The organism is Klebsiella sp. JN_Kp126 (assembly GCF_033843325.1).
In the GTDB taxonomy this organism is placed as follows: domain Bacteria; phylum Pseudomonadota; class Gammaproteobacteria; order Enterobacterales; family Enterobacteriaceae; genus Klebsiella; species Klebsiella michiganensis.
The window spans coordinates 143,466-165,350 of the sequence record NZ_JAWXQV010000042.1 but is presented as its reverse complement, the minus strand read 5'-3'; the positions used below and the strand labels follow the sequence as shown (position 1 = coordinate 165,350).

Sequence of the window (21,885 nt, the reverse complement as noted above, 5' to 3'; positions counted from 1 at the left end):
GGTGTGTGATGACCCGGATATAGTAGAGCAAAGCGCCAAAAAATATCAACCAGCCGGTTGCAAAGTCCATTATAAGACTTTCCTCAGGCATCTTAAGGAAAATGTAAAAATGAAATGCATGAGACAAACAAAGCCGGTATGTAATAACAACCATTTGCTTACAATAAAGGCAGAATGTATACCTCATGCAGCAATATGAATTAAATTCACATCTGAATACACAGAGTTGATTGATGCAAATCAATATGCAGGTAAACACTTGTCATTCCGGATACTGAAAAGAACACAAACAGTGGGCGTAAGAAATAAATTATTTTTTATCGTTTACCGGCCATGAAAAAGCCCAGCGCCGGGCATGAATATGGTTATAATTAATGGCTGACAGGATTAATATAAAACTTACAAATAATACTTGTCAGATATCCGGTATCGATGGTTAAACCGGACAACATATAGATTCGCGCTGAGCGTAAAAGAAATAGCGGCATTTCATTCAGCGGATATATTAAAACAGAGCTTACAATAATACCTCTCGCTCATTAATTTCTGCCTGACGCCGGGCAAAACGGGTTTACCGCTTAAAGGCCCGGCCGGCAGAGATTGCCAGCGCCCGTTCGAAAGCAGCGCGTCCTGTTCCCGCCAGCCAGGACTCAATGGATTGCAGCTGCGTATTCATTTGCCGCATCGCCGCCAGATCGGCATGCCCCGCCAGCCGTCCGTCATCCCCAGGTTCGCATTCCCTCTCCCGCCAGGCTATATCTTAGACACCTTTCTTCATACAGGAGTGAATAAGATGGGCAAAAAGATTCTGATGCTGGTGGGCGATTACGCCGAAGATTACGAAACTATGGTGCCGTTTCAGGCATTACAAATGATCGGTCATCAGGTTGATGCGGTCTGTCCAGATAAAACAAAAGGCGACTTCATTATGACCGCGATCCATGATTTTGACGGCGCCCAGACCTACAGCGAGAAACCCGGGCACCGCTTTGTTCTCAACGCCGATTTTACAACGGTGAAAGAACAGGATTACGACGCACTATTAATCCCCGGCGGCCGGGCGCCAGAATATCTGCGCCTGAATGCGGAAGTGCTTAAACTGGTGCAGGCATTTGACGCAGCGCGTAAACCGATTGCCGCCGTTTGCCACGGCCCTCAGCTGTTGGCAGCTGCGGGGGTATTAAAAGGCCGTACCTGCAGCGCCTATCCGGCCTGCGCGCCGGAAGTGCGGCTCAGCGGCGGACATTTTGCCGACATCGGTATCGATCAGGCGCATGTGGATGGCAATCTGGTGACCGCCCCCGCCTGGCCCGCTCATCCGCAATGGCTGGCGAAATTTGCCGAATTGTTGCAGTAGCAAACCTGACAAATATAAAAGGCCGGAACGGATCATCGGGGACTACCGTCTGAAGGCGATGCTGGCGCAAAATTTTTAACCCCGCTGTAAAAGAGAACCGTAAGCCCGGGTCGGGTTTACGGTTTTTTTATCATCACAAGACTGTAAAATGCGCTAGCTACGCTTTCTGCGAAATGTTTCTTCAACTGACCGGGAACGCCTTTACAGACTTCCTGTTTATCGACGTCGGAGATTTATGATGCCGTACAAGCTTTATACAGCCGTGTTGCTTCTCGCTGCCGCAAGTTTCTCTGCAACGGCAATTTCTGCTTCAACCCCTTCGATTGGCAATTTGATCAATGAACGTTTGTCCTTGATGAAAGATGTTGCCGGATATAAAGCGCAACATCACCAGGCGGTTGAAGATCTACAGCAAGAGAAGAAGGTTCTGGAGAGCGCCACTGCTGATGCTGATTCGCTGGGATTAAAAGGCGAGAGCGTAAGGCCATTTATTCAGGCGCAGATGGACGCCGCCAAGGCGATTCAGTACCGCTATCGCGCCGACTGGTTGGCGGCGCCGGAAACTGACTGGCAACCTCGCCCGCTTCAGGATGTCCGGACGCAAATCGGCCAACTTAGCCATCGTATTCTGCAAAGTGTGGCGGCACGATTAAAGTCCGGGCAACCTCTGACGGAACAGGGCCAGGAGGCATTTATGCACGCCGTGCAGCAGAAGAATTTACACGAGCAGGATAAGCATAGGATCTGGGAAACAATGAAAGGGATTTCGTTGAAAGATTGAGTAAAAAGCCCCGCCCAAGCACTGAGGAATCCCCAATATACTGGGGTGTTAGCCAGCCAGACCCGGCACGATCGCAGCCCCCAGTCGTCCATGATCCGGGGGATGCTCCCCCGCTCAATCGTGATGGGGGTGCCAACGATCCTTACGGAGAGGCTCCTTCGCCGTGTTTCTCAGCCCTGCGATTTCTCGCCGTCGCCAATCTGCCAGATAAAGGTTGGCGCTTCGCCGTTAACCAACCAGTTACCGATATTTCGCGCCTTATAAATCACCGGATTGTGCGATGCCACGGTGCGCGCGTTGCGCCAGTGCCGATCCAGGGCCTTACTCACTCGCGTATCCGACGCGCCGAGGGCGTTGAACAGCTCAGTAGCCGCACGCGGGATCCAGTCGCTGGCAATCACCTGCGCCTGCGCCGCTTCGACTTCAGCCAGACGATTGCGCTGTTCAATGAGCGCTTCGTCGCCGCTGGCATGCGCAAGGTAGGCCTGATGCAACGATTCCGCCGCCTGCAATACCGCCGCCCGCGTCGCCCAACTCCAGCTACTGATTTGTCCCACAACCTGGAGTACCTGCGCATCGTCGCGCGGCACGGCGGCATTGCCGTGGCTGTACATCCGGGTCCGCTTTTTCACGCCTTCGGCGACGTCACGCTCAACTGCCAGGCCAATTCCCGCCAGCGTCGCCAGCAGGATATGCTGATAAAACGCGGTCTGATAACGAAAGCGCTGCGCAAAGTCGTAGACGTGATCCTGCTCCACCTGCGCCTGTTTGAAGCGGGTCGTACCGCTGCCGGTCAGACGCTGACCGAAGCCGTCCCAGTCATCCTCGCGTTCAACGCCGGCCTGGCTCGTGCTCACCAGCGCAATCACATCGCCCTGGTTGTCGCTGCGCCGGGCGAAAACATCTATCCAGTCGGCAAACAGCGTACCTGTGCTATAGAATTTCTCACCGTCCAGCCGCCAGCCGCCTTCAACGGGCGTTACGCGGGTGAAAACCTCCCCCAGCCTGACCGCGCCGATTTCGGTCCAGCCGCTGCCCACCAGCTCGCCGTCGAGGAAGCGACGGAACCAGCGATCGCGCGCCGGCGAGTCAGGTTGATTGAGGCGGTCTTCAACGAAGGCGAAATGCGCCCGCAGCGCCTGCGGCAGGTTGGAGTCGGCCTGAGCCAGCTCAATAAGCAGCGCAATTAATTGCGGCAACGACGCGCCCCAGCCGCCTTTTTCCCGCGGAATGCGTACCGTGCCAAATCCGGCCTCTTTCAGCCAGCGGATCTGCTCATCGGGCAGGATGCGGTTTTGTTCGCGCCCCGCCGCTCCCTGCGCGATACGGGCAAAAATCGGTCGGAAGGTCGCCGCCAGCTGTTCATAGTCGGTGCCGGTAGAGAGTAAAGTCATTTTCTGTTCCTCAATGGTGGCTGTCGTCAATGTCATATTGGGTAGGCTCATGGCGTACCGCGAGCAGGAAGAAAATCGGGATAATGGCGGCCAGCGATACGACCCAGAACATTTGCGTACCGAGCGATGCCTGCAGCAGCGGCAGCACAAACAGCGCCAGCGCGCTGCCAATACCGGAAAGCGCGCGGCTGAAGCCAACCCCGGTGGCGCGAATCGCGGTTGGGTATGAAAGCGCCGGATAGATCATCAACTGCGCGCCGGGACCAAAGCCCTCGGCAAACAGCCACAGCCCCAGCATCGCAATCGCCAGCGCTACACCCAGCGCGGCCTGCGGCTGCCCCACCAGCGCGAGGACGATCAGGGCGATAAACTGCAGTGCGAACCCGGCGATCGCGACGTGTCGCGACGGGTATTTCCATGCCAGGTGCATCCCCAGCAGCCCACCAGTAAAGGCGAACAGCGCATTGAGTCCCAGCGAGGCGGAGATGGTTTCGAACACGCCAGCACCAAGGAATTGGGCGAGAATGGACGGCAGGAAAAAGGCGATCGCCGTATACTCAAATGAGATACAGACGTTCATCACCCCGGCGACAATAGTGCGTTCGCGGTACGGTTTTGCAAATAGCACGCGAAAGCTCACTTTGGGCGGCGGAGCAGGACGTTCTGGCGGTGCTTCGTGAGCGTTGATCCCGTAAGAGTCGCGCAGAATACGCACAGCCGAGGTCAAATCGCCCTGGTTGGCCGCCCATAACGGCGATTCATTCATGAATTTACTGCGCACGGCAATAATCAGCAGCGCCGGAACCGCGCCGAACAGCAGCGATGCGCGCCACAGCCAGTCCAGATGTTCTTTTGGCAACAGGAAATAGAGCCCAAAGATGATTAAAAAACAGACCGTCGAGGCGGCGTACCACATCGGACACCAGGCCGCGAGCCGCGCGGCCTTATTACCCTTCCCGCTAAAGCGGGAAAACTCGGCCAGATAAGACATGGCGACCGGGAGATCGATCCCGACGCCAATCCCCATCAGGAACCGCGCGCCGATTAATACCCAGACATTCGGCGCCAGTCCCGCCGCAACCGCCGATACCACAAAAAATAGCATATCGGCCATAAACACCGAATAACGGCCATATTTATCCGTCAGCCAGCCGCCGATTAAATTACCGATAATCGTGCCGACCATTATTGACGAGGTGACAATGCCGGTTAAAAGCGGCGAGAGCTGGAATTCCCGCACCACATCATCAATACCGTAAGAGAGCGTGGTTAAATCATAAGCGTCGAGGAATACACCGCCGAGCGCGAGGAATACAATCATCCGCGCATATTTACTCTGCTCCCTGCCGGAATTAATTAATCGCGCCACATCCCCGACGCTACTCACCGGTGCCGAAACGGCACCAGCATTATCAACAGACAGAGTACTCATATTATTTACCTTATATAATTGTGCAGGTGACTCTGGTTATAAGCCGGGCTTTAGCATATTAAAAACAATAAATAACCATATAATTATCAATATATTCAATAAGTTAATAAATAATGACGCCAGTAACCGGGCGAGCAAATGCCCGTCCGGTTATTATCGTTTCATCAATGATGTCTTAGTTTGCTGAGACCGGAACCAGTACGTCTTTGACCAGCGGATCGTCAGTGGTCTTTAACCACGTCTGAATACGCGGATCGGAAAAAGCCTGTTTTAATTTGACAATATTCTCCTGCGATAAATACGGTGTACCGATGACTAACTGCGAGGCAAACGTTTTAGGCGCAGGCGGGAATAATATGCCTTTTTCTCGCGGGACTTTTCCGGCATCAAATTGTGAGACATAACCAATAGCGGCATCCACTGAATTCAGCGCACGCGGCATGGTTAATAAATCCAGCTCTTTAAAATTGAACTTGTGCGGGTTGCCGACAATATTTTTCAGTTTCGCCGTGCGCGGCTCAACCGCCGGATCGAGTGAGATTAACCCTATCCTTTGCAGCAACCATAATGCCTGCCCCTGGTTAGCGCCATCATCCGGCACGACGAGGGTCGCCCCGACGGGCAAATCCTGTACCGATTTATAGCGGTCGGAATAGATCCCGAAGGCCCACTGAAAAACCGGCACGGTCGTCGAAAGCGCAAAGCCGTTGGCGTCCACCACCTGCTTAAGCCACCACTGATGTTGATAGATAGTGCCGGCATACTGCCCCTCCGCCACGGCTCTGTCCGCCTGTACCGGATCCTGTACGCCCACCGCCTCCAGCTTCAGGCCATAATCGGGCGCAATATGCTGACTGATGTACTCAATAATTCGCTGCTCGCCCGCCATCGCCGGTTCGTAGTGAATTTTTAACGTCGTACCGAAAACGACCTGCGGCGCCTGCGCGTATCCGCGCCACCACCAGAATACGACGGCCAGCGCCGCGATCGCTGCCAGCGCCGCCAGCCATGGCCAGCGGCGGGCTTTACGGAGTTCAAACTGTTCTGTTGTCATGAAGAAATCCCCTGAGTGTGGCGAAGCTTATTGACCAGACGGTCGCCAAAGAATTGAATGATCTGAATCGTGGCGATCAGCACGACAATGGTGGCGATCATGATGTGATTGTCGAAACGCTGATAGCCGTACACGACCGCCAGATAGCCGATCCCGCCCGCACCGATAGTGCCGGCAATCGCCGAATATTCGATCATCGACACCAGGTTAAGCGTGACCGCCGCCACCAGCGCAGGCAGCGCCTCGCTGAGCTGCGCGTGGCGGATTATCTGCCAGCGCGAACCGCCGCACACCAGCCCCACCGCGGTAACCTCCGCCGGGAGTTCGCGCAGGGCGTTTTCCACCAGACGGCCAAAAAATGGCACGCCAGCGGCAATCATCGGCACCACCGCGGCAGGAATGCCTATAGTGGTACCCGTAAGCCAGAACGTAAACGGGATAATCGCCGCCATTAACACCAGAAAGGGCAGAGAGCGCCCCATGTTGACGCCCCAGTTAAGCACCTGGTAAAGCGCGGGATGCGGAAATAATCCTCGCGGCGAGGCGTTGAATAACACCACGCCCACCACGCCGCCAAGGGTCACCACAAACAGCATCACAATGGCAACCATCAGCCAGGTTTCCCCATAAGCAGGCAGCAGCAATGTATGGATTTCATGCCACGGCGTATCCTGGCTTATCACTGTCGGTTTCATACCGCCTCCTGTAGCTCGGGGGCATGTGCAAGGATTTCCGCCGCAATGCCCAGCTGCGCTAAAAGCGCGATCGTTCGATCCGCTGACAGTCGTTGTCCCTGAAATCGGACGCCGACCTGTAAACGCCCCGCCAGTTGACCGTTGATCACTTCCACATGGCCGCCGAGCAAATCTATCTGTAGCGCATGCTGGTGGCTCAGACGGCTGATCCAGTCAGTCGCCACCGGCACATCCCAGCGATAACTCAGGCGCAGCAGCAGATCGCTGTTAACAGCGATGGGCGACAGCGGCAATAGCTGCTGACCAAGCAGGGAATCCGGACGGGCCAGCAGCTCTTTCACCTGCCCGTACTGGACTATCGCGCCATCGCGGATTTCCGCCACCGCATCCGCCGCGGCGCGTACCGCATCCATTTCATGAGTAATCAGGACTATCGCCAGCCGGTACTCATCACGTAGCTGTCGGAGCAAACCCAGCACCGTGGCGGTCGCCTGGGGATCCAGCCCAGACGTGGCCTCGTCCGCCAGCAGTACCGACGGACGTAATGCCAGCGCGCGAGCGATACCAATGCGCTGACGCTGTCCGCCGGAAAGCTGGGATGGATAGGCCTCCGCTTTGTGACTCAGCCCTACGCTCTCCAGTAGTTCACCGACCCGCGCCTTAATGTCGCGTTCCACCACGCCCAGATACTCCAGCGGCACCGCGATGTTTTGCCACGCCGTTTTGCGATTCAGCAGCGCTGAGGATTGAAAAACGGTGCCGATCGCGCGCCGTTCACGCCGCAGCGCCTCCCCTGACAGTAATGACAAGTCTTTGCCGTTAACCTTGATACTGCCGCTATCGGGGCGTTCCAGCAGGCTGATGCAGCGCGCCAGGGTCGATTTCCCCGCACCGCTCGGCCCTACCACCGCAGTGATGGAGCTGGCGGGCACCCTGAGCGATAATCCCTTCAGAACCTCGCTGACGCGGCCATCCGCCGTGCGGTAGCGTTTATGCAGATTATCGATATCAATCATGCCGCCGTCTCCTTCGCCCCGACATCGTTTCGCACGCCGCGACGGTAGTCTGCCCCCGGATGCGGCGCGGTCAGGCGCGGCCCGGCGCCGAACAGTTTTTCGCGCAGCGTGCCTTGCCGGTAATCCTGCTTAAAGACGCCGCGTTTTTGCAGCTCTGGTATTAATAGCTCCACCACGTCGCGGAAGGTTTCATGCGTCACGGCGTAGGCCAGATTGAAGCCATCGACATCGGTTTCCTCGACCCAGGATTGCAGTTCATCGGCCACCGTTTCCGCACTGCCGACGAGCAGCGGGCCAAAGCCGCCGATGCCCACCCAGTCCGCCAGCGCTTCCACCGTCCATTGACGATTCGGGTCGGCGGTGGAAAACGCCTCAACCGCCGACTGGATGGCGTTGGTATGCAGGTATTTCAGCACCTGGTCCGGCCGATACTGACCGAAGTCAATACCGGTCCAGCCGGAGATCAGCGCCAGCGCGCCCTCATAGCTAACGTATGATTTGTATTCCTGCCATTTGGCCTGCGCCTCGCGATCGGTTTCGCCCACGATCGCCGTTTGCAGATTGAAAATCAGAATGCTGCGCGGATCGCGCCCGGCTTCCGCGGCGCGACGACGAATATCCGCGACCGTCTTCTTCAACAGAACTTTCGACGGCGCAGCGACAAAAACGCACTCGGCATGCGTGGCGGCAAACTGTTTTCCGCGGCTGGAGGCCCCCGCCTGATAGAGAACCGGCGTGCGCTGCGGCGACGGCTCGCACAGATGGATGCCCGGAACGGAGAAAAAGTTGCCCTGATGGTTAATCGGATGGATTTTCTGCGGATCGCTAAAAATTCCCCGTTCGCGATCGCGCAAAACCGCGCCGTCTTCCCAACTGCCTTCCAGCAGTTTATACACGACGTCGAGGTATTCATCGGCGTAGTCGTAGCGCGCATCATGATCGGTCTGCGCCTGATACCCAATATTGCGGGCGCCGCTTTCCAGATACGAGGTAACAATATTCCAGCCCACCCGTCCTTTGGTCAGATGATCGAGCGTCGACAGCCGACGGGCGAATGGATAGGGATGCTCAAATGACAGCGATGCGGTCAGACCAAAGCCAAGGTGTTCCGTCACCAGCGCCATCGGGGTTATCAGCGCCAGCGGATCGTTTACCGGCACCTGCGTCGCCTGACGAATCGCCGCATCGCCGTTGCCGTTAAATACATCGTAAACACCAAGCACATCGGCAATAAACAAGCCGTCAAATTTGCCGCGCTCCAGAAGGCGCGCCAGATCGACCCAATATTCCAGATCTTTATATTGCCAGGAGCGGTCGCGCGGATGGGCCCACAGGCCCGGCGACTGGTGACCGACACAGTTCATATCAAACGCGTTAAGGCGAATCTCTCGTTGCGATGGCATAGCGCTCTCCACGGTGTGTCCAGGTACTGGCACACGCTTATTAATGAAAAGGATAAAAGGGGAAAAAATCAGGACTCGGGACATCGGGCGGACAGGCTGAAACCCAGCGTCGCCAGCGTTTCTCCGGCAATAGCGGCAGCACGATCGGCCACCTGCGGCGCTTTCCGATAACGATGCACATCCCAGTAGTTACGCAGATGATGCAGGAAGCGCTGGCGCAGCGTTCCCTGCCGATAGTCGCCAGGCCATTCCTCGCTTTCTCCGCTAAGGTTGCTCTGCGAGAGCAACCTACGGCGAGAGAACGCCAATATGTTGATATTTTCGTCAGCTTTCTGCGTCATTATCCATTTCCTATATAACCATATTCGATATTTATCGAAGACTTATTTTAATTTTGTTATATGGGTGTTAGCGATAATCATGCCAAAGGCTGCGCATTATTTAATTCATGTTAATCAATGGTTTTAAAAAATAGGCTTGCGCAAGAGCTGTTGCGAATGCGCCAACTGATGCACACAGCCTGTTGTATTAGCAACAGCCGGGCAAGGCGTGCTCTGGTTGCTGGTGCCAGTACTATTACGTTGCGACGCCTGCAACGCGTGCGAGCTAAAGTTGTTCACTGCGTTGACGACTCTGCTTTAATCCTGAACGAATAGCAGCATCGGAAAGTGGGAGTTTGGGGCTGAAACGACCTGGATGAAGATACTCAGAATGCGAAAGGAGACACTGGCGCTGTAAGCCGCGCCAGTTGTGGGTTTAGCGATGGTTGCCTGATGTTAGCAGAAGGTCAGTACGCATCAGTGCTTCAGGATATACATTGTGCGGCTATAGGCCACGTCCTCCGGATTGGCTATCGGATACCCTTTCAGCCACGGTTTAATCAGACGCCCGTTAGTGTACTGATAAATCGGCGCGATGGGCGCTTTCGCCATAATGATTTTTTCCGCCGCGTTGTAATCGTCATTGCGCGCCTTTTCCGACGTTTCCAGCGCCGCCTGGGTCAGAATTTTGTCGTAGGCCGGATCGTTGAAACGGGAGATATTACCGCTGTGGGTCGAGGTGAGCAGCGACAGGAACGTCGACGGTTCGTTGTAATCCCCGACCCATGAGGCGCGAATCACATCGAAGTTGCCGGTATTGCGGCTGTCGATATAGGTTTTCCACTCCTGATTTTGCAGCTTCACGTCGACGCCCAGATTTTTCTTCCACATGGAAGCCACCGCAATCGCGATTTTCTGGTGGTTCTCCGAGGTGTTGTACAGCAGCGTCAGCTTCAGCGGACGGTTCGGACCGTAGCCCGCCGCCTGCAGCAGCGCTTTGGCCTGGGCATTCAGCTCGGCCTGGCTCATGCTCTCGATTTGCGTCGGCTGCGGGGTAAAACCTGCGGTCACGTCCGGGGTGAAGCGCCAGGCCGGTTTCTCGCCGGTACCCAGAATTTTCTCCGCCATCAGACGGCGATCGATAGTCATGCTGAGCGCCAGGCGCACGCGCTCATCGGCGGTTGGCCCTTTCTGCGTGTTAAACGCGTAATAATAAGTACCCAGCTGCGGCGGGGTATAGACCTGCCCCGGAATATCCTTCAGCAGCTTCTGGTACAGATTTTTCGGGAACGACTCGGTGATATCGATATCGCCGGCCAGATAGCGTTTGGTGGCCGCCGATTCCTGGTTAATGGGCGTAAATGTGACCTGCTGGATCACCGTTTTGCCGTTATCCCAGTAGTGCGTATTGGGAACCACCACCAGCTTTTCATTCACCACGCGATCTTTTAAGACATACGCGCCGTTGCCAATCAGGCTTCCCGGACGCGTCCAGTTGTCGCCGCTCTCCACGTTAGCCTTCTGCACCGGATAGAAAGCAAAGCTCGCCGTCAGATTGCTGAACCACGGCAGCGGTTTATCCAGCTGCACGCGCAAGGTACGCGCGTCCACGGCGGTGACGCCGAGGGTATCCGGCGCGGCTTTACCATCAATAATATTTTGCGCATTGGCGATTCCGGCCAGCGCAGCAAACCAGGCAAACGGGGAGGTGGTTTTAGGATCAACCAGCCGCCGCCAGCTATAGACGAAATCCTCCGCCGTTACCGGCGTTCCGTCGGACCAGCGGGCGTTATCGCGCAGGGTAAATGTCCAGACGCGATTATCATTGCTCTGCCAGCGAGTCGCCACGCCTGGGATCAGATTGCCTTTCTCGTCCTGATTGACTAAACCTTCAAAAAGATCGCGGATAACCTGAATTTCAGGCAGACCGACGGCTTTGGCGGGATCTAAGGAGGCGGGTTCATCTTTAATGTGCCGCACCAGCACCTGTTTTTCGGCTAATACGGTGCCCGGCGGGACATCGGCGGCCCAGGCAAGAGAAGAGACGCTGGCTAACCACAGCGCGCCGCATGTCAATGTGACAGGATACTTCATAAGATCCCCTTTAAAATAAAAAAACCAGAGCTGGCAGTGCGATAATTATTTGTTTCATCACCTGAAATTGCAAACGGCTTGTGAAAGAAAGTTGACATATATGCTGATTTCGTCCTCGCTGGAAACTATTTGATTCCGGGACGGTTTTACACAACACTGCTGAAAAATAACCTGACAACAGGATGCCCTATGCCCGTTTCTCGTCCTCGCCCTCAGCGCGGTGATTTTCCGCCCGGCACACAACGCTATGGCCAGTCTCACCTCGGCGCGCCGCTGCTGTGGTTCCCTGCACCGCTGGCCGATAGCCGCAGCGGCCTGATCCTTGCCGGTACCCACGGCGATGAAAACGCATCGATTGTCACCCTCTCCTGCGCGCTACGTACGCTCAAACCCGAGCTGCGCCGCCATCATGTCGTGCTGGCGGTCAACCCGGACGGTTGCCAGCTGGGGCTGCGCGCCAACGCGCGCGGCATCGACCTGAACCGGAATTTTCCGGCGGCAAACTGGAAAGAAGGCGAAACGGTTTATCGCTGGAACAGCGCGGCGGAACAGCGCGATGTGGTTCTGCTCACCGGCGAAAAACCCGGTTCAGAACCGGAAACCCAGGCGCTGTGCCAGCTGATCCACCAGATCCATCCCGCGTGGGTGGTTTCGTTTCACGATCCGCTGGCCTGTATTGAAGACCCCGGCCACAGCGCGCTGGGGCAGTGGCTTGCCGGGGCGTTCAGCCTGCCGCTGGTGGGCAGCGTCGGCTATGAAACGCCCGGCTCCTTTGGCAGCTGGTGCGCGGATATCGGCCTGCCCTGCATCACCGCCGAATTCCCGCCGATATCCGCCGACGAGGCGACGGATAAATACCTTCAGGCGATGACGGACCTGCTGCACTGGCATCCTCAAAGATGAAGCACGCCGGTGCTGAAATGCAGCGCCGGCTCAACGTCCACCGCCAGCCAGGTCGGGCCATCGAGGTCGGCAAATCGGGCCAGCGGCGCCAGCGGCAGCGCCGCGCTGATGGCTCTTGAGGTACACAGCATGCAGCCCAGCATCCGCGCAAATCCCAGGCGCTCCGCATCCTCAGCCAATAGCAGCGCTTCGGTCAGACCGCCGGTCTTATCCAGTTTGATATTGACCATCTCATAGCGGCCGCGCAGCGCCGCCAGGCTGTCGCGCGTATGACAGCTCTCATCGGCGCAAATGGGCAGCGGGTGGATAAAATTCTCCAGCGCTTCATCGGCCCCAGCCGGAAGCGGCTGTTCCAGCATCGCCACGCCGATATCTGCCAGTAGCTGACAGCGCTCGGCCAGGCCATCGCTGCGCCAGGCTTCGTTGGCATCCACGATGAGCGTTGCCTGCGGAACCGCTTCACGAATGGCAATCAACCGCTCGCTAATCAGATGATCGTCGAGCTTCACTTTCAGCAACGTGGCCCCTTTTTCCCACAGCGCCGCCGCGCTCGCCGCCATCTGGTCCGGCGTGCCGATAACCACCGTTTGCGCCGTAACCACCCGGTTGGGCAGCGTCACGCCCAACAGCTGCGCGATGCTCTTACCCGCGCTGCGCGCCTGACAGTCCCAGAGCGCGCAGTCCACGGCGTTACGCGCGGCCCCGGGGGGCAGCAGGTGCTGAATCTGCTCACGAGAGACGCCGCGTTCAATCTGTTCGCCAATCGCCATAATCTGCGCCATCACCGAGGCTATACTCTCTCCGTAACGAGGATAGGGCGTGCACTCACCTGTCCCCTTGACGCCATTCTCTTCAATCTCCACCACCACGACTTTTGCCTCGCTGCGGCTGCCGCGGGCGATCACAAACGGAGTATGTAACGGCCAGGCTTCTTCATAGACTCGCAGATTTCGCATTCCCTGAACCTCGCAGGTAAGTATTAAAAGGATTTGCCGTGCTGATGACGGATGTCATACACTAGCCGCGACGTTAACTATATGTAAACAGGAAGATAACCATGTCACAAACCGTGCATTTCCAGGGCAACCCCGTTTCTGTTCAAGGCACCATTCCGCAGGCAGGCGCTAAAGCGCAGCCGTTTACGCTGGTGGCCAAAGATCTCTCTGACGTCGCGCTGAGCCAGTTCGCCGGCTCCCGTAAAGTGCTGAACATTTTCCCAAGCATCGATACCGGCGTTTGCGCGGCATCGGTACGTAAATTTAACCAGCTGGCGTCTGAACTGGACAACACCGTCGTGCTGTGCATTTCCGCTGACCTGCCGTTCGCGCAGTCTCGCTTCTGCGGCGCTGAAGGCCTGAACAACGTTGTCACTCTGTCTACCCTGCGCGGCGCGCAGTTCCTGGCCGACTACGGCGTCGCTATCTCCGCGGGCCCGCTGGCCGGTCTGGCGGCGCGTGCTGTGGTCGTCATTGATGAAAATGACCAGGTTGTTTACAGCCAGCTGGTGAATGAAATCACCGAAGAGCCGGACTACGACGAAGCCCTGGCCGCGCTGAAAGCGTAATATCCCCGCCAGGTAATATAAGCCCTCGTTAACCGGGGGCTTTTTTTATTGCCGCGCCGCATAGCGGGAGATGAAGCGCGCAATCGCCGGGCCGGTCAATAAGATGGTGAACAGGCGCAGCGTCTGCATTGCCATAATAAACGACATATCCGCCCGCGTACCGGCGGCGATAATCGCCACCGTGTCCAGTCCGCCCGGACTGGTTGCCAGATAGGCGGTCATAAAGTCCAGCGGCAAAATCTGCGTCAGCCCATAAGCCATCAGCGCGCACAGCAGGATCAGGCCGATAATCGATGCCAGGATCTGCGGCAGGGTTTTCAGCGCCAGCAGGAAAATCTGTTTATTAAACTTTAGACCAACGCTCCAGCCGACGGCGGCATAGGCCAGCGCCAGCAGCCATTCGGGAAGTTCGAGCAGCAGCCAGCCTTCTCCCTGCACCAGCGCGCCAATCAGCATCGGGAAGAGCATCGCCCCGGAAGGAAAGCGCAGCCGCAGCCCAAGCCACCCCGCCGCCGCCGTCAACAGAAGCGTAAGCGGCAGCTGCCGGCTGATCGGCGGAAACCAGGCGACCTGCTGAGTCATCTCCTGCGCTTCACCGCCGAGCGCGACGCGCACCACCAGCGCCGCGGCGCCGGCAACAAACAGCACCCGCAGATACTGCATCAGCGCGACCAGCCGGACATCGGCGCCGTACTCCTGGGCCATAATCACCATCGCCGAGGCGCCGCCCGGCGAACTCCCCCACGCCCCGGTGGCGCCGGGCAGGTCGCTGTAGCGCACCAGCAGCCATCCCGCCAGCGCGCTGATAGCGAGCGTGGAAAAGAGAATCAGCAGCACCAGCGCCCAGTTTGCCAGCAGAACGCCGAAAATGGAGGGCGTCAGGCTGCGGGCAATCATGCAGCCGATAATCGCCTGGGCGGCAATAAAAAAGGGACGGGGTACGCGAATTGCCGCACCGCGCAGGCTCAGGGTGATGCCGGCAATCATCGGCCCCAGCAGCAGCGCGGCGGGAAGGTGAAACCAGAACAGCACAAAAGAGATCGCGCTGGAGAGCGCCAGCAGTTTCATCCATTGAAAAAAATGACTACGCCAGATCCGCATGCGTATGCCTGCCATAAAGAGGGTAAAAACGCAGTATATACCGATTCATTTGACGCCAGCCCCCTCCCTTTTCTGGAAATGCCGGCCGGCGGCGCAGGCAGCCGGCCGACGGGCATTACTCATCGCCCTTTTTCTGGCTCAGACCATATTCACGCAGCTTGTTGGCGATAGCGGTATGCGAGACGCCAAGACGCTTGGCCAGCTTACGCGTGCTGGGGAAGCTGCGATAAAGCTGGGTGAGCACCGAACGTTCGAAACGGCGGGTAATATCATCCAGCGAGCCTTCCATCGCTTCTTCGCCTACCGCCAGCGAGGAGACGTCGTGATCCGGCAGCAGAATATCCTGAGGGCGCAGCTCGAAACCGTCCAGCTGCGTCAGCGCGCGATAGATCGCATTTTTGAGCTGGCGCACGTTGCCCGGCCAGCTGTAGCGCATCAAAACGCTGTTCAAATCAGCGGAGAGTTTCGGCCGCGGGATGCCCTGCTCATCGGCAAAACGCGCCACGAACAGCTCGGTCAGCGGCATGATGTCCTGCGGGCAATCGCGCAGCGGCGGCAGATACAGGGTCAGGACGTTAAGACGATAGTAGAGGTCCTCGCGGAACAGCCCTTTTTGCACCAGCTCCACCAGGTTTTTCTGGGTAGCGCAGATCACCCGGACATCAACGTGGACTTCATGATCTTCACCAACGCGGCGGAAAGTTCCATCGTTGAGGAAGCGCAGCAGCTTGGTCTGCATGCGCGGCGACATTTCGCCAATTTCATCCAGCAAAACCGAGCCGCCGTTAGCCTGCTCGAAGAAGCCTTTCTTGCCCTGAACGGCGTCGCCGAACAGCTCGCTCTCCACCGCGTCTTCCGGGATGGAGCCGCAGTTCAGCGCCAGATAAGGTTTCCCCGCGCGCGGGCTGGCCAGATGGCAGGCGTGGGCCAGCAAATCTTTCCCTGTGCCGGTATCACCGACGATCAGCAGCGGCGCGCTGAGCATGGCCAGCTTACGGGCCTGCTCGACAACGTGGCGCATTTTCGGGCCTACGGCGAGGATCTGGCTAAAGGCGCTGGTGTCCTGAATGGTCATCGTTTGCAGCTGGCGCCCCATACGGACCGTTGAACGCAGCATCGCTACCGCGCCGGTCAGTACCTTCTCGCCGTGTTCGCCTTCGAGATAAACCGGGGTGATCTCCAGCAGGAAGTTCTGCCCGTTAACCACCACGTGCTCGGCGTGGGACTCCTGCGGACTGTTCTCCAGCCAGCGCTGGACGTTAAAATCGGTAATCAGCTGCGCGACCGGGTGGCTGCGCAGCTTCTCCTGACTCTGGCCAAACAGCTGGCAGCTGGCCGGGTTAGCCAGTTCGACTTTTCCTTTGGTGTCGAGAGACAGCACCGGCTCAGGCATCGCCACCAGCAGCGCGCTGAGCGCCAGATGTTCGCGCTCTGACGGCATCCACGCCACGGTGCGCACGTCGGTGACGCCGGCGATACGACGAATTTCCGCCATCAGGCTGCTGAAGCTGGCGAAATCCAGCTCGGCGAAGTTGAGATAAATTCGGCCAATAGGGTCAATATCGATGCCCCGCAGGTCGATACCGCGCAGCACCAGTAAATCGAGCAATTCACGAGTCAGACCAAGACGGTCTTCACAAAAGACTTCAAGACGCATAGGCGTTTTCACCCTAAAGAGGCCAATAACCGATGAATGATAGGACAGTTATTTGCTGGCGTGAAGATAGCTGTCAACAATTATTGACAGTATGGCGGAAAAATGGCCTTTCTGCCGTAAAGTTATGCGCCCGGAGGTAAAGTAGCCGATCGGATAATCGGCTATCATGAAGCAGCAATTGCAACTATTGATGAAACGCGGGCAGTAGTTTCCGGTTATGCTCGATGACCTCATCCAGCGCCTGTTCAAGCCTCTCGCCGCTGACGATCAGCGGGTTGAGCACCAGCGCGCGCCACGCGGTATGCCGATTGCCGGTTATCGCCGCTTCAATGGTCAGACGCTCGAAAGACTTCATCAGTTGCAGCAGGCGCAGCGTATCTTCCGGGAATGACGCCACGTTCAGCGGCTGCGGGCCGGATGCGGTAATCAGTGAACTGACCTCGACCGCGCAGTCGTCAGGCAGGCCGTTAATCGCGCCATTGTTGCGGGTGTTAACGTGCATAATAATTCGTTTATCGTTGTAGATACTGTTCATCAGTTCACAGGCGGCTTCAGAATAATATTGCCCGCCGCGCCCCTCCAGGGCCTTCGGTTTTACCGCCAGATTCGGGTCGCTGTACTGGGCGAACAGCTCTTTTTCCAGCAGCTTCACCACCTCGCCGCGCGTCCCCTCGCCATCAGCCTCCGCCAGTTCCTGACGCAGCATGTCGTCCTTCATATAGTAATAACGCAGGTAGGCGCAGGGGATCATCCCCAGTCCTTGCAGCAGATGCTGCGGCCAGCGGAATGGCGGAATATTGCGCGGTACCAGCGGGTCGTTGCCCGCGGCAATCTGCGCTATCGCCTCCGGTAGCCACTCTTTCCCTTTGTGCAGGATCTGCCGCACGAAGATAAAGTGGTTCAGACCCGCGACCTGCATGATGAAATCATTTTCATTTGAGCAATTAAGCAACTGCGCCACGCCCTTTTGCATAATTACCGGCACATTACACAGGCCCACGGCCTTAATCTTGCTATGGCGCAGCACCGCTTCCGTCACCATGCCCGATGGGTTGGTGAAGTTGAGCAGCCAGGCATCCGGGCACAGGCGTTCCATATCCGCCGTAATTTCAAGAGCGATGGGGATCGTCCGACAAGCGTTGGCGAAACCGCCCAGTCCGTTAGTTTCCTGGCCAATCAGGCCATATTTTAACGAGATGCGCTCGTCGCTGATGCGCGCATCCAGGCACCCGGCGCGAAACTGCGAGCACACAAAATCAGCCCCCTGCAACGCGCTTTCCCGGTCAAGCGTCGCCACCACCTCAATAGATAAACCGGCTTTAGCAATCATGCGCCGCGCCAGCCCGGCAATAATGTCTACCTTCTCTTTGCCGTCTTCAATATCCACCAGCCACAGCGACTTAACCGGCATCTCAGCATGCCGCTTAAGTAAACCTTCGATCAGTTCCGGGGTATAGCTGGAACCGCCGCCTATCACCACAATTTTAAGTCCGGACATGGTATATCTCCATTTGATATAAGGTATAACTATTTAAAACCACCATAACTGGCGTAACAAACGAAATAAAACGGCGCATGCATGAATGTGAGTAATGCATAACGGAGAATGATCATGCTGGAGCAACAAAGCATCCTGGCGCTGCTGCAAACATTTGAGGTGACGGCAAGGCACCTGAGCTTCACCCTCGCGGCGCATGAAATGAATCTGACCCAAGGGGCGGTCAGCCATCGGATCCGCAAACTGGAGATGCACATCGGTTTTCGTCTGTTTATTCGGCTGACGCGTAAGCTGGCGCTGACTGAAGAAGGCAAACGCCTGCTGACCACGCTAAGCCACTCGCTGCGCGCGATTAATGATGAAATCGAAGACATTCGCGAGCAGGATCTGCGCGGCACATTGCATGTCGGCATTGCTCCGACGCTGGCGCATCTGTGGCTAATGCCCCGCCTGCCGCGCTTTCAGGCGCAGTGGCCGGGGCTAAATTTACAGTTCCGCGTGCGCGCCGGGGTGATGGACTTTAACGAAGAGCGCGTGGATTTGGCGATTTACTACGGGGCGACACTGTACCCCGATCTGTATCAGGAGCGGTTGATGAATGAAAGCCTGCTGCCGGTATGTTCGCCGGAATATCAGCGCCAGCACCAGCCGCTGAGCGCGGGGAAAGCGTCGGGCGTGGTTTGGATCCATGCTTCCGAATCGACGGATATTCAGGATCTTTTTGCCGAATGGCGGCTATGGTGTCAACAAACTCAGGCTGAATTACCTTTCGAAGGACGTTATTACGCCGTGAATAACCACTCCATCGCGATCCAAATGGCCGAAAATGGCTTAGGGGTGATGATGGGCCGCCAGACGCTGATTCAACCTCTTCTGGATGTGGGTAAGCTGGTGGCGTTAAGTCCGCATCGGGTGCCATCGCCGTTTGGCTACAACCTGATTTGTCCGCAAGAGAACCGCTCGCGTCCGCGTTTTCTCGCCTTTAGCGAATGGTTAAAACAGGAGTGTGGTCAGGATAAATCCCCGGTCCGAGGCGGCGCTTGACGCGCCTGTCCGGGCTACCAGACCGCAGACGGCAGGAACCCGTAGCCCGGCTAAGGCGTTCACGCCGCAAGCCGGGAATGCTTAAGCGACTTATTTTTCCGCGCCGCTTTTGCTCTTCTGCAACGTCTCTTTTAGCTGGCCGATCAGCTCGCGGCGAAAATCACCCAGCCGCGGTTTATCGTCGGCGATCCACGGCAGCGGACGGCACAGCTCCATCGCCTTAATACCCAGCCGCGCCGTCAGCAGACCGGCGCCAATTCCCTGCGCCGCGCGCGCCGATAGCCTGGCCGCGAGATCCTGCGACATCCAGTCCATCCCGACTTCCCGCACCAGCTCGCTGGCGCCGGCAAAAGCGATATTCAGCAGCACCAGGCGGAACAGGCGCAGGCGGCTGTAGTAGCCCAGTTCAATACCGTACAGAGTGGCGATGCGGTTGATCAGACGTAAATTACGCCAGGCGATAAACGCCATATCCACCAGCGCCAGCGGGCTGACGGCAATCATCAGCGTCGATTCCGCCGCCGAACGGCTAATCTCACGCCGCGCCTGCGCATCCAGTACCGGCTGCACGATCTGCGCGTACAGGCTCACCACTTCACGATCGTTCTGCGTTTCATGGATCGCCGCATACCAGCGCTGCAGCGCCGGGTGCGAGTGATCCAGCCCCGCCTGCTGGGCCAGCTTTTCGCAAAAGGCGCGCCCTTTGCCAACCGCATGGCTGTGCATCAGGTCCCGCGCCTCATCGCGCTCGTGTGCGCGCTGGCGTAGCCGCCACAGCCGGCGCCATTCGGTCGCCACCGAACCGACGCCCGCCCCGACGATCAGCGCGCCGGCAGCGCAGCCGCCGAGGGCGATCCAGTCCTGCGTTTGCCAGGCGGTCATCGTCCACTGCACGCCCTGCGCCACGACGCTGACGCCAAAAATAGCCAGCCCGGCGCTGACCATCTTTCGCCACAGGCTGCGCTTAGGTCGCAGCACCGATTCCACCACCGCTTCCGCCGCGCCCTCTTCTTCTTCCGGCGCGCCGAGCCGCGCAGGAGCGAACTTCTCCGCATCGGCACCGTCAAAAGCGCGCGCGGATTTCAGAATTTGCGCCTTTTCCACCTCCAGCGGGCCATCGAAATCGATACGCGGTTTTAAAGGTTCGGTCATCGCAATTTATCTCCGATCAAAAATTCCAGCGCCGCGTCAAGGCGAATATGCGGCAGCGGTTTATCAACGTCCATTACCTGCGGGCGAAAGTTTTCAAACTGAAAGCCCTGCTGCTCCCAGAAGGCCTGACCCGGCAGGCGCGCGGGCACTTCTCCGGGATAGACGGTCAGCGGCTGTCCGTCGCTTAGCCGATGCCCCCGCAGCGCAGGGATCTTCTCACCGTTCACCTCGATAAGGCCGCTCTGCGTCGCCTGAATCGACGCCAGCCCCAGACAATCCATGCTGATGCCTTCAAACGCCGCGTTCTGCCAGGCATCCTGAATCAGCTGCTGCAGCAGCGACACCATATTGCTGTGCTGATCGACGGTGACGTGATCGGCTTTGGTCGCGGCGAACAGCAGCTTATCGATAACCGGTGAGAACAGGCGACGAAACAGCGTGCGCTGCCCGTAGTGGAAGCTTTGCATCAGCTGCGTCAGCGCGAGACGCATGTCGTTAAACGCCTGCGGCCCGCTATTAAGCGGCTGCAGGCAATCCACCAGCACGATCTGCCGATCGAAGCGCAGGAAATGATCTTTGTAGAAGCCCTTAACCACTTTCTCGCAATAGTATTTAAAACGCTCGCGCAGCATTCCGGCATTGGTCTGTTTGTCCGCCTGCGCCAGCTTAGCTTCACCGGCGGCATCAACGTCCGGCCAGGGAAAGAACTGCAGCGCCGGCGCGCCGGACATTTCGCCGGGCAGCACAAAGCGCCCCGGCTGAATGAAGTGCATCCCTTCGCGCTTACAGGTATGCAGATAGTCGGTCCACGCCGCGGCGATCTCCGCCAGACGGGTTTCATCGGCGGGCGCCAGCGGATCCAGTCCTTCGCATAGCTGACGCCAGCGCGCTGACCACTCCGCCCTCTGCCCCTGCAGTAATCCGGTCATCTGCCGTGACCAGGTCAGATAGTCCTGGGCCAGCATCGGCAGATCCAGCAGCCACTCGCCGGGATAGTCGACAATCTCCAGGTAGAGGGTCGAGGTCTCTTTAAAATGGCGCAGCAGCGAATCGTTGGAGCGATAGCGCAGAGCGAGGCGGATTTCGCTGACGCCGCGGGTGGGCGTTGGCCAGACCGGCGGCTGACCGTACAGCTGGGCCAGCCCTTCGTCATAGGTAAAACGCGGAATGCCGAAATCCCGCTGCGGGACGCGCTTGACGCCCAGCAGGCGTTCTTCACGCGCTGCGCTGAGCAGCGGCAGCCGCGCCCCGGCGTGAATATTGAGCAGTTGATTTACCAGCGCGGTGATAAAGGCGGTCTTGCCGCTGCGGCTAAGGCCGGTGACGGCCAGGCGAAGATGCCGGTCAACCCCACGATTCACCAGCGCATTAAATTCTGTTTTGAGTCGCTTCATCGCCATCCTGTTGAGCCTGAAGAACG

At 57.6% G+C, this 21,885-nt stretch carries 19 protein-coding genes and 2 pseudogenes; 6 read left to right on the top strand and 15 right to left on the bottom strand.

Going from position 1 to position 21,885, the window contains the following annotated elements:
- On the top strand, window positions 1–199 hold a 199-nt coding region (locus SIK97_RS03705), incomplete at its 5' end, for a hypothetical protein (RefSeq protein ID WP_319610924.1).
- A 372-nt stretch (window positions 200–571) separates the two neighbouring features.
- On the opposite strand, the pseudogene SIK97_RS03700 reads toward SIK97_RS03705, so the two are convergent.
- Window positions 572–724 (bottom strand): annotated as a pseudogene (locus SIK97_RS03700) (NmrA family transcriptional regulator); the annotation flags it as partial.
- A gap of 69 nt (window positions 725–793) precedes the next feature.
- Between SIK97_RS03700 and SIK97_RS03695 the strand changes: the two are divergent.
- Together SIK97_RS03695 and SIK97_RS03690 are read left to right on the top strand one after the other, a co-directional pair.
- Window positions 794–1,357, top strand: coding sequence for a DJ-1/PfpI family protein (locus tag SIK97_RS03695; protein ID WP_025107032.1), 564 nt, complete (start codon window positions 794–796; stop codon window positions 1,355–1,357).
- Between the two features lie 235 nt (window positions 1,358–1,592).
- On the top strand, window positions 1,593–2,138 hold the full coding sequence (locus SIK97_RS03690; protein ID WP_171972735.1) for a chorismate mutase: 546 nt from the start codon (window positions 1,593–1,595) through the stop codon (window positions 2,136–2,138).
- 170 nt (window positions 2,139–2,308) lie between these two features.
- Here SIK97_RS03690 and SIK97_RS03685 read toward each other — a convergent pair whose 3' ends face one another.
- The 8 genes and pseudogenes from SIK97_RS03685 to SIK97_RS03650 form a co-directional block, all read right to left on the bottom strand.
- Complete coding sequence (locus SIK97_RS03685; protein ID WP_025107003.1) at window positions 2,309–3,532, bottom strand: acyl-CoA dehydrogenase family protein; 1,224 nt, start codon at window positions 3,530–3,532, stop codon at window positions 2,309–2,311.
- Between the two features lie 10 nt (window positions 3,533–3,542).
- Window positions 3,543–4,964 (bottom strand): MFS transporter, encoded by a 1,422-nt coding sequence (locus SIK97_RS03680; protein WP_047724003.1) that lies wholly within the window; start codon window positions 4,962–4,964, stop codon window positions 3,543–3,545.
- Between the two features lie 175 nt (window positions 4,965–5,139).
- A complete protein-coding gene (locus tag SIK97_RS03675) occupies window positions 5,140–6,018 on the bottom strand; it encodes a MetQ/NlpA family ABC transporter substrate-binding protein (protein WP_032719786.1) in 879 nt (292 codons plus the stop codon).
- Window positions 6,015–6,713 (bottom strand): methionine ABC transporter permease, encoded by a 699-nt coding sequence (locus SIK97_RS03670; protein WP_025107000.1) that lies wholly within the window; start codon window positions 6,711–6,713, stop codon window positions 6,015–6,017. Before SIK97_RS03670 ends, SIK97_RS03675 begins: the two co-directional genes overlap by 4 nt.
- On the bottom strand, window positions 6,710–7,729 hold the full coding sequence (locus tag SIK97_RS03665; protein ID WP_032749403.1) for a methionine ABC transporter ATP-binding protein: 1,020 nt from the start codon (window positions 7,727–7,729) through the stop codon (window positions 6,710–6,712). Before SIK97_RS03665 ends, SIK97_RS03670 begins: the two co-directional genes overlap by 4 nt.
- The gene (locus SIK97_RS03660) at window positions 7,726–9,132 is read right to left on the bottom strand and encodes an LLM class flavin-dependent oxidoreductase (protein ID WP_025106998.1); all 1,407 of its coding nucleotides are present in this window, start codon (window positions 9,130–9,132) and stop codon (window positions 7,726–7,728) included. The genes SIK97_RS03665 and SIK97_RS03660 overlap by 4 nt, the downstream gene beginning before the upstream one ends.
- A gap of 143 nt (window positions 9,133–9,275) precedes the next feature.
- A pseudogene (locus tag SIK97_RS03655) lies at window positions 9,276–9,446 on the bottom strand (FAD-dependent oxidoreductase); the annotation flags it as partial.
- Window positions 9,447–9,929: 483 nt separating this feature from the next.
- Window positions 9,930–11,546, bottom strand: a complete 1,617-nt coding sequence (locus SIK97_RS03650) for a peptide ABC transporter substrate-binding protein (protein ID WP_046877372.1) — start codon at window positions 11,544–11,546, stop codon at window positions 9,930–9,932.
- Between the two features lie 189 nt (window positions 11,547–11,735).
- On the opposite strand from SIK97_RS03650, the gene mpaA reads away from it, so the two are divergent.
- Complete coding sequence (mpaA, locus tag SIK97_RS03645; protein WP_004850230.1) at window positions 11,736–12,449, top strand: murein tripeptide amidase MpaA; 714 nt, start codon at window positions 11,736–11,738, stop codon at window positions 12,447–12,449.
- Here the strand turns inward: mpaA and ycjG are convergent.
- Window positions 12,440–13,405, bottom strand: coding sequence for an L-Ala-D/L-Glu epimerase (ycjG, locus tag SIK97_RS03640; protein WP_032749410.1), 966 nt, complete (start codon window positions 13,403–13,405; stop codon window positions 12,440–12,442). The genes mpaA and ycjG overlap by 10 nt on opposite strands.
- Before the next feature lie 101 nt (window positions 13,406–13,506).
- Between ycjG and tpx the strand changes: the two genes are divergently transcribed.
- A complete protein-coding gene (gene tpx, locus SIK97_RS03635) occupies window positions 13,507–14,013 on the top strand; it encodes a thiol peroxidase (protein ID WP_032749412.1) in 507 nt (168 codons plus the stop codon).
- 45 nt (window positions 14,014–14,058) lie between these two features.
- Here tpx and SIK97_RS03630 read toward each other — a convergent pair whose 3' ends face one another.
- The 3 genes from SIK97_RS03630 to SIK97_RS03620 all read right to left on the bottom strand — a co-directional run bounded on the left by SIK97_RS03630 (window position 14,059) and on the right by SIK97_RS03620 (window position 18,269).
- The gene (locus SIK97_RS03630; RefSeq protein WP_032749413.1) at window positions 14,059–15,114 is read right to left on the bottom strand and encodes an AbrB family transcriptional regulator; all 1,056 of its coding nucleotides are present in this window, start codon (window positions 15,112–15,114) and stop codon (window positions 14,059–14,061) included.
- Between the two features lie 115 nt (window positions 15,115–15,229).
- The gene (gene tyrR, locus SIK97_RS03625; protein WP_004850219.1) at window positions 15,230–16,771 is read right to left on the bottom strand and encodes a transcriptional regulator TyrR; all 1,542 of its coding nucleotides are present in this window, start codon (window positions 16,769–16,771) and stop codon (window positions 15,230–15,232) included.
- 184 nt (window positions 16,772–16,955) lie between these two features.
- Complete coding sequence (locus tag SIK97_RS03620; protein ID WP_032749414.1) at window positions 16,956–18,269, bottom strand: 6-phospho-beta-glucosidase; 1,314 nt, start codon at window positions 18,267–18,269, stop codon at window positions 16,956–16,958.
- A 114-nt stretch (window positions 18,270–18,383) separates the two neighbouring features.
- Between SIK97_RS03620 and SIK97_RS03615 the strand changes: the two genes are divergently transcribed.
- Window positions 18,384–19,313: a LysR substrate-binding domain-containing protein gene (locus SIK97_RS03615; RefSeq protein ID WP_047724007.1), complete on the top strand. Its 930-nt coding sequence runs from the start codon at window positions 18,384–18,386 to the stop codon at window positions 19,311–19,313.
- 90 nt (window positions 19,314–19,403) lie between these two features.
- On the opposite strand, the gene SIK97_RS03610 is transcribed toward SIK97_RS03615, so the two are convergent.
- Window positions 19,404–20,465, bottom strand: a complete 1,062-nt coding sequence (locus SIK97_RS03610) for a YcjF family protein (protein WP_032749415.1) — start codon at window positions 20,463–20,465, stop codon at window positions 19,404–19,406.
- Window positions 20,462–21,859 carry a YcjX family protein gene (locus tag SIK97_RS03605; RefSeq protein WP_032750153.1) on the bottom strand — a complete coding sequence of 466 codons (1,398 nt, stop codon included), beginning with the start codon at window positions 21,857–21,859 and terminating at the stop codon, window positions 20,462–20,464. The genes SIK97_RS03610 and SIK97_RS03605 overlap by 4 nt, the downstream gene beginning before the upstream one ends.
- Window positions 21,860–21,885 lie beyond the last annotated feature (26 nt).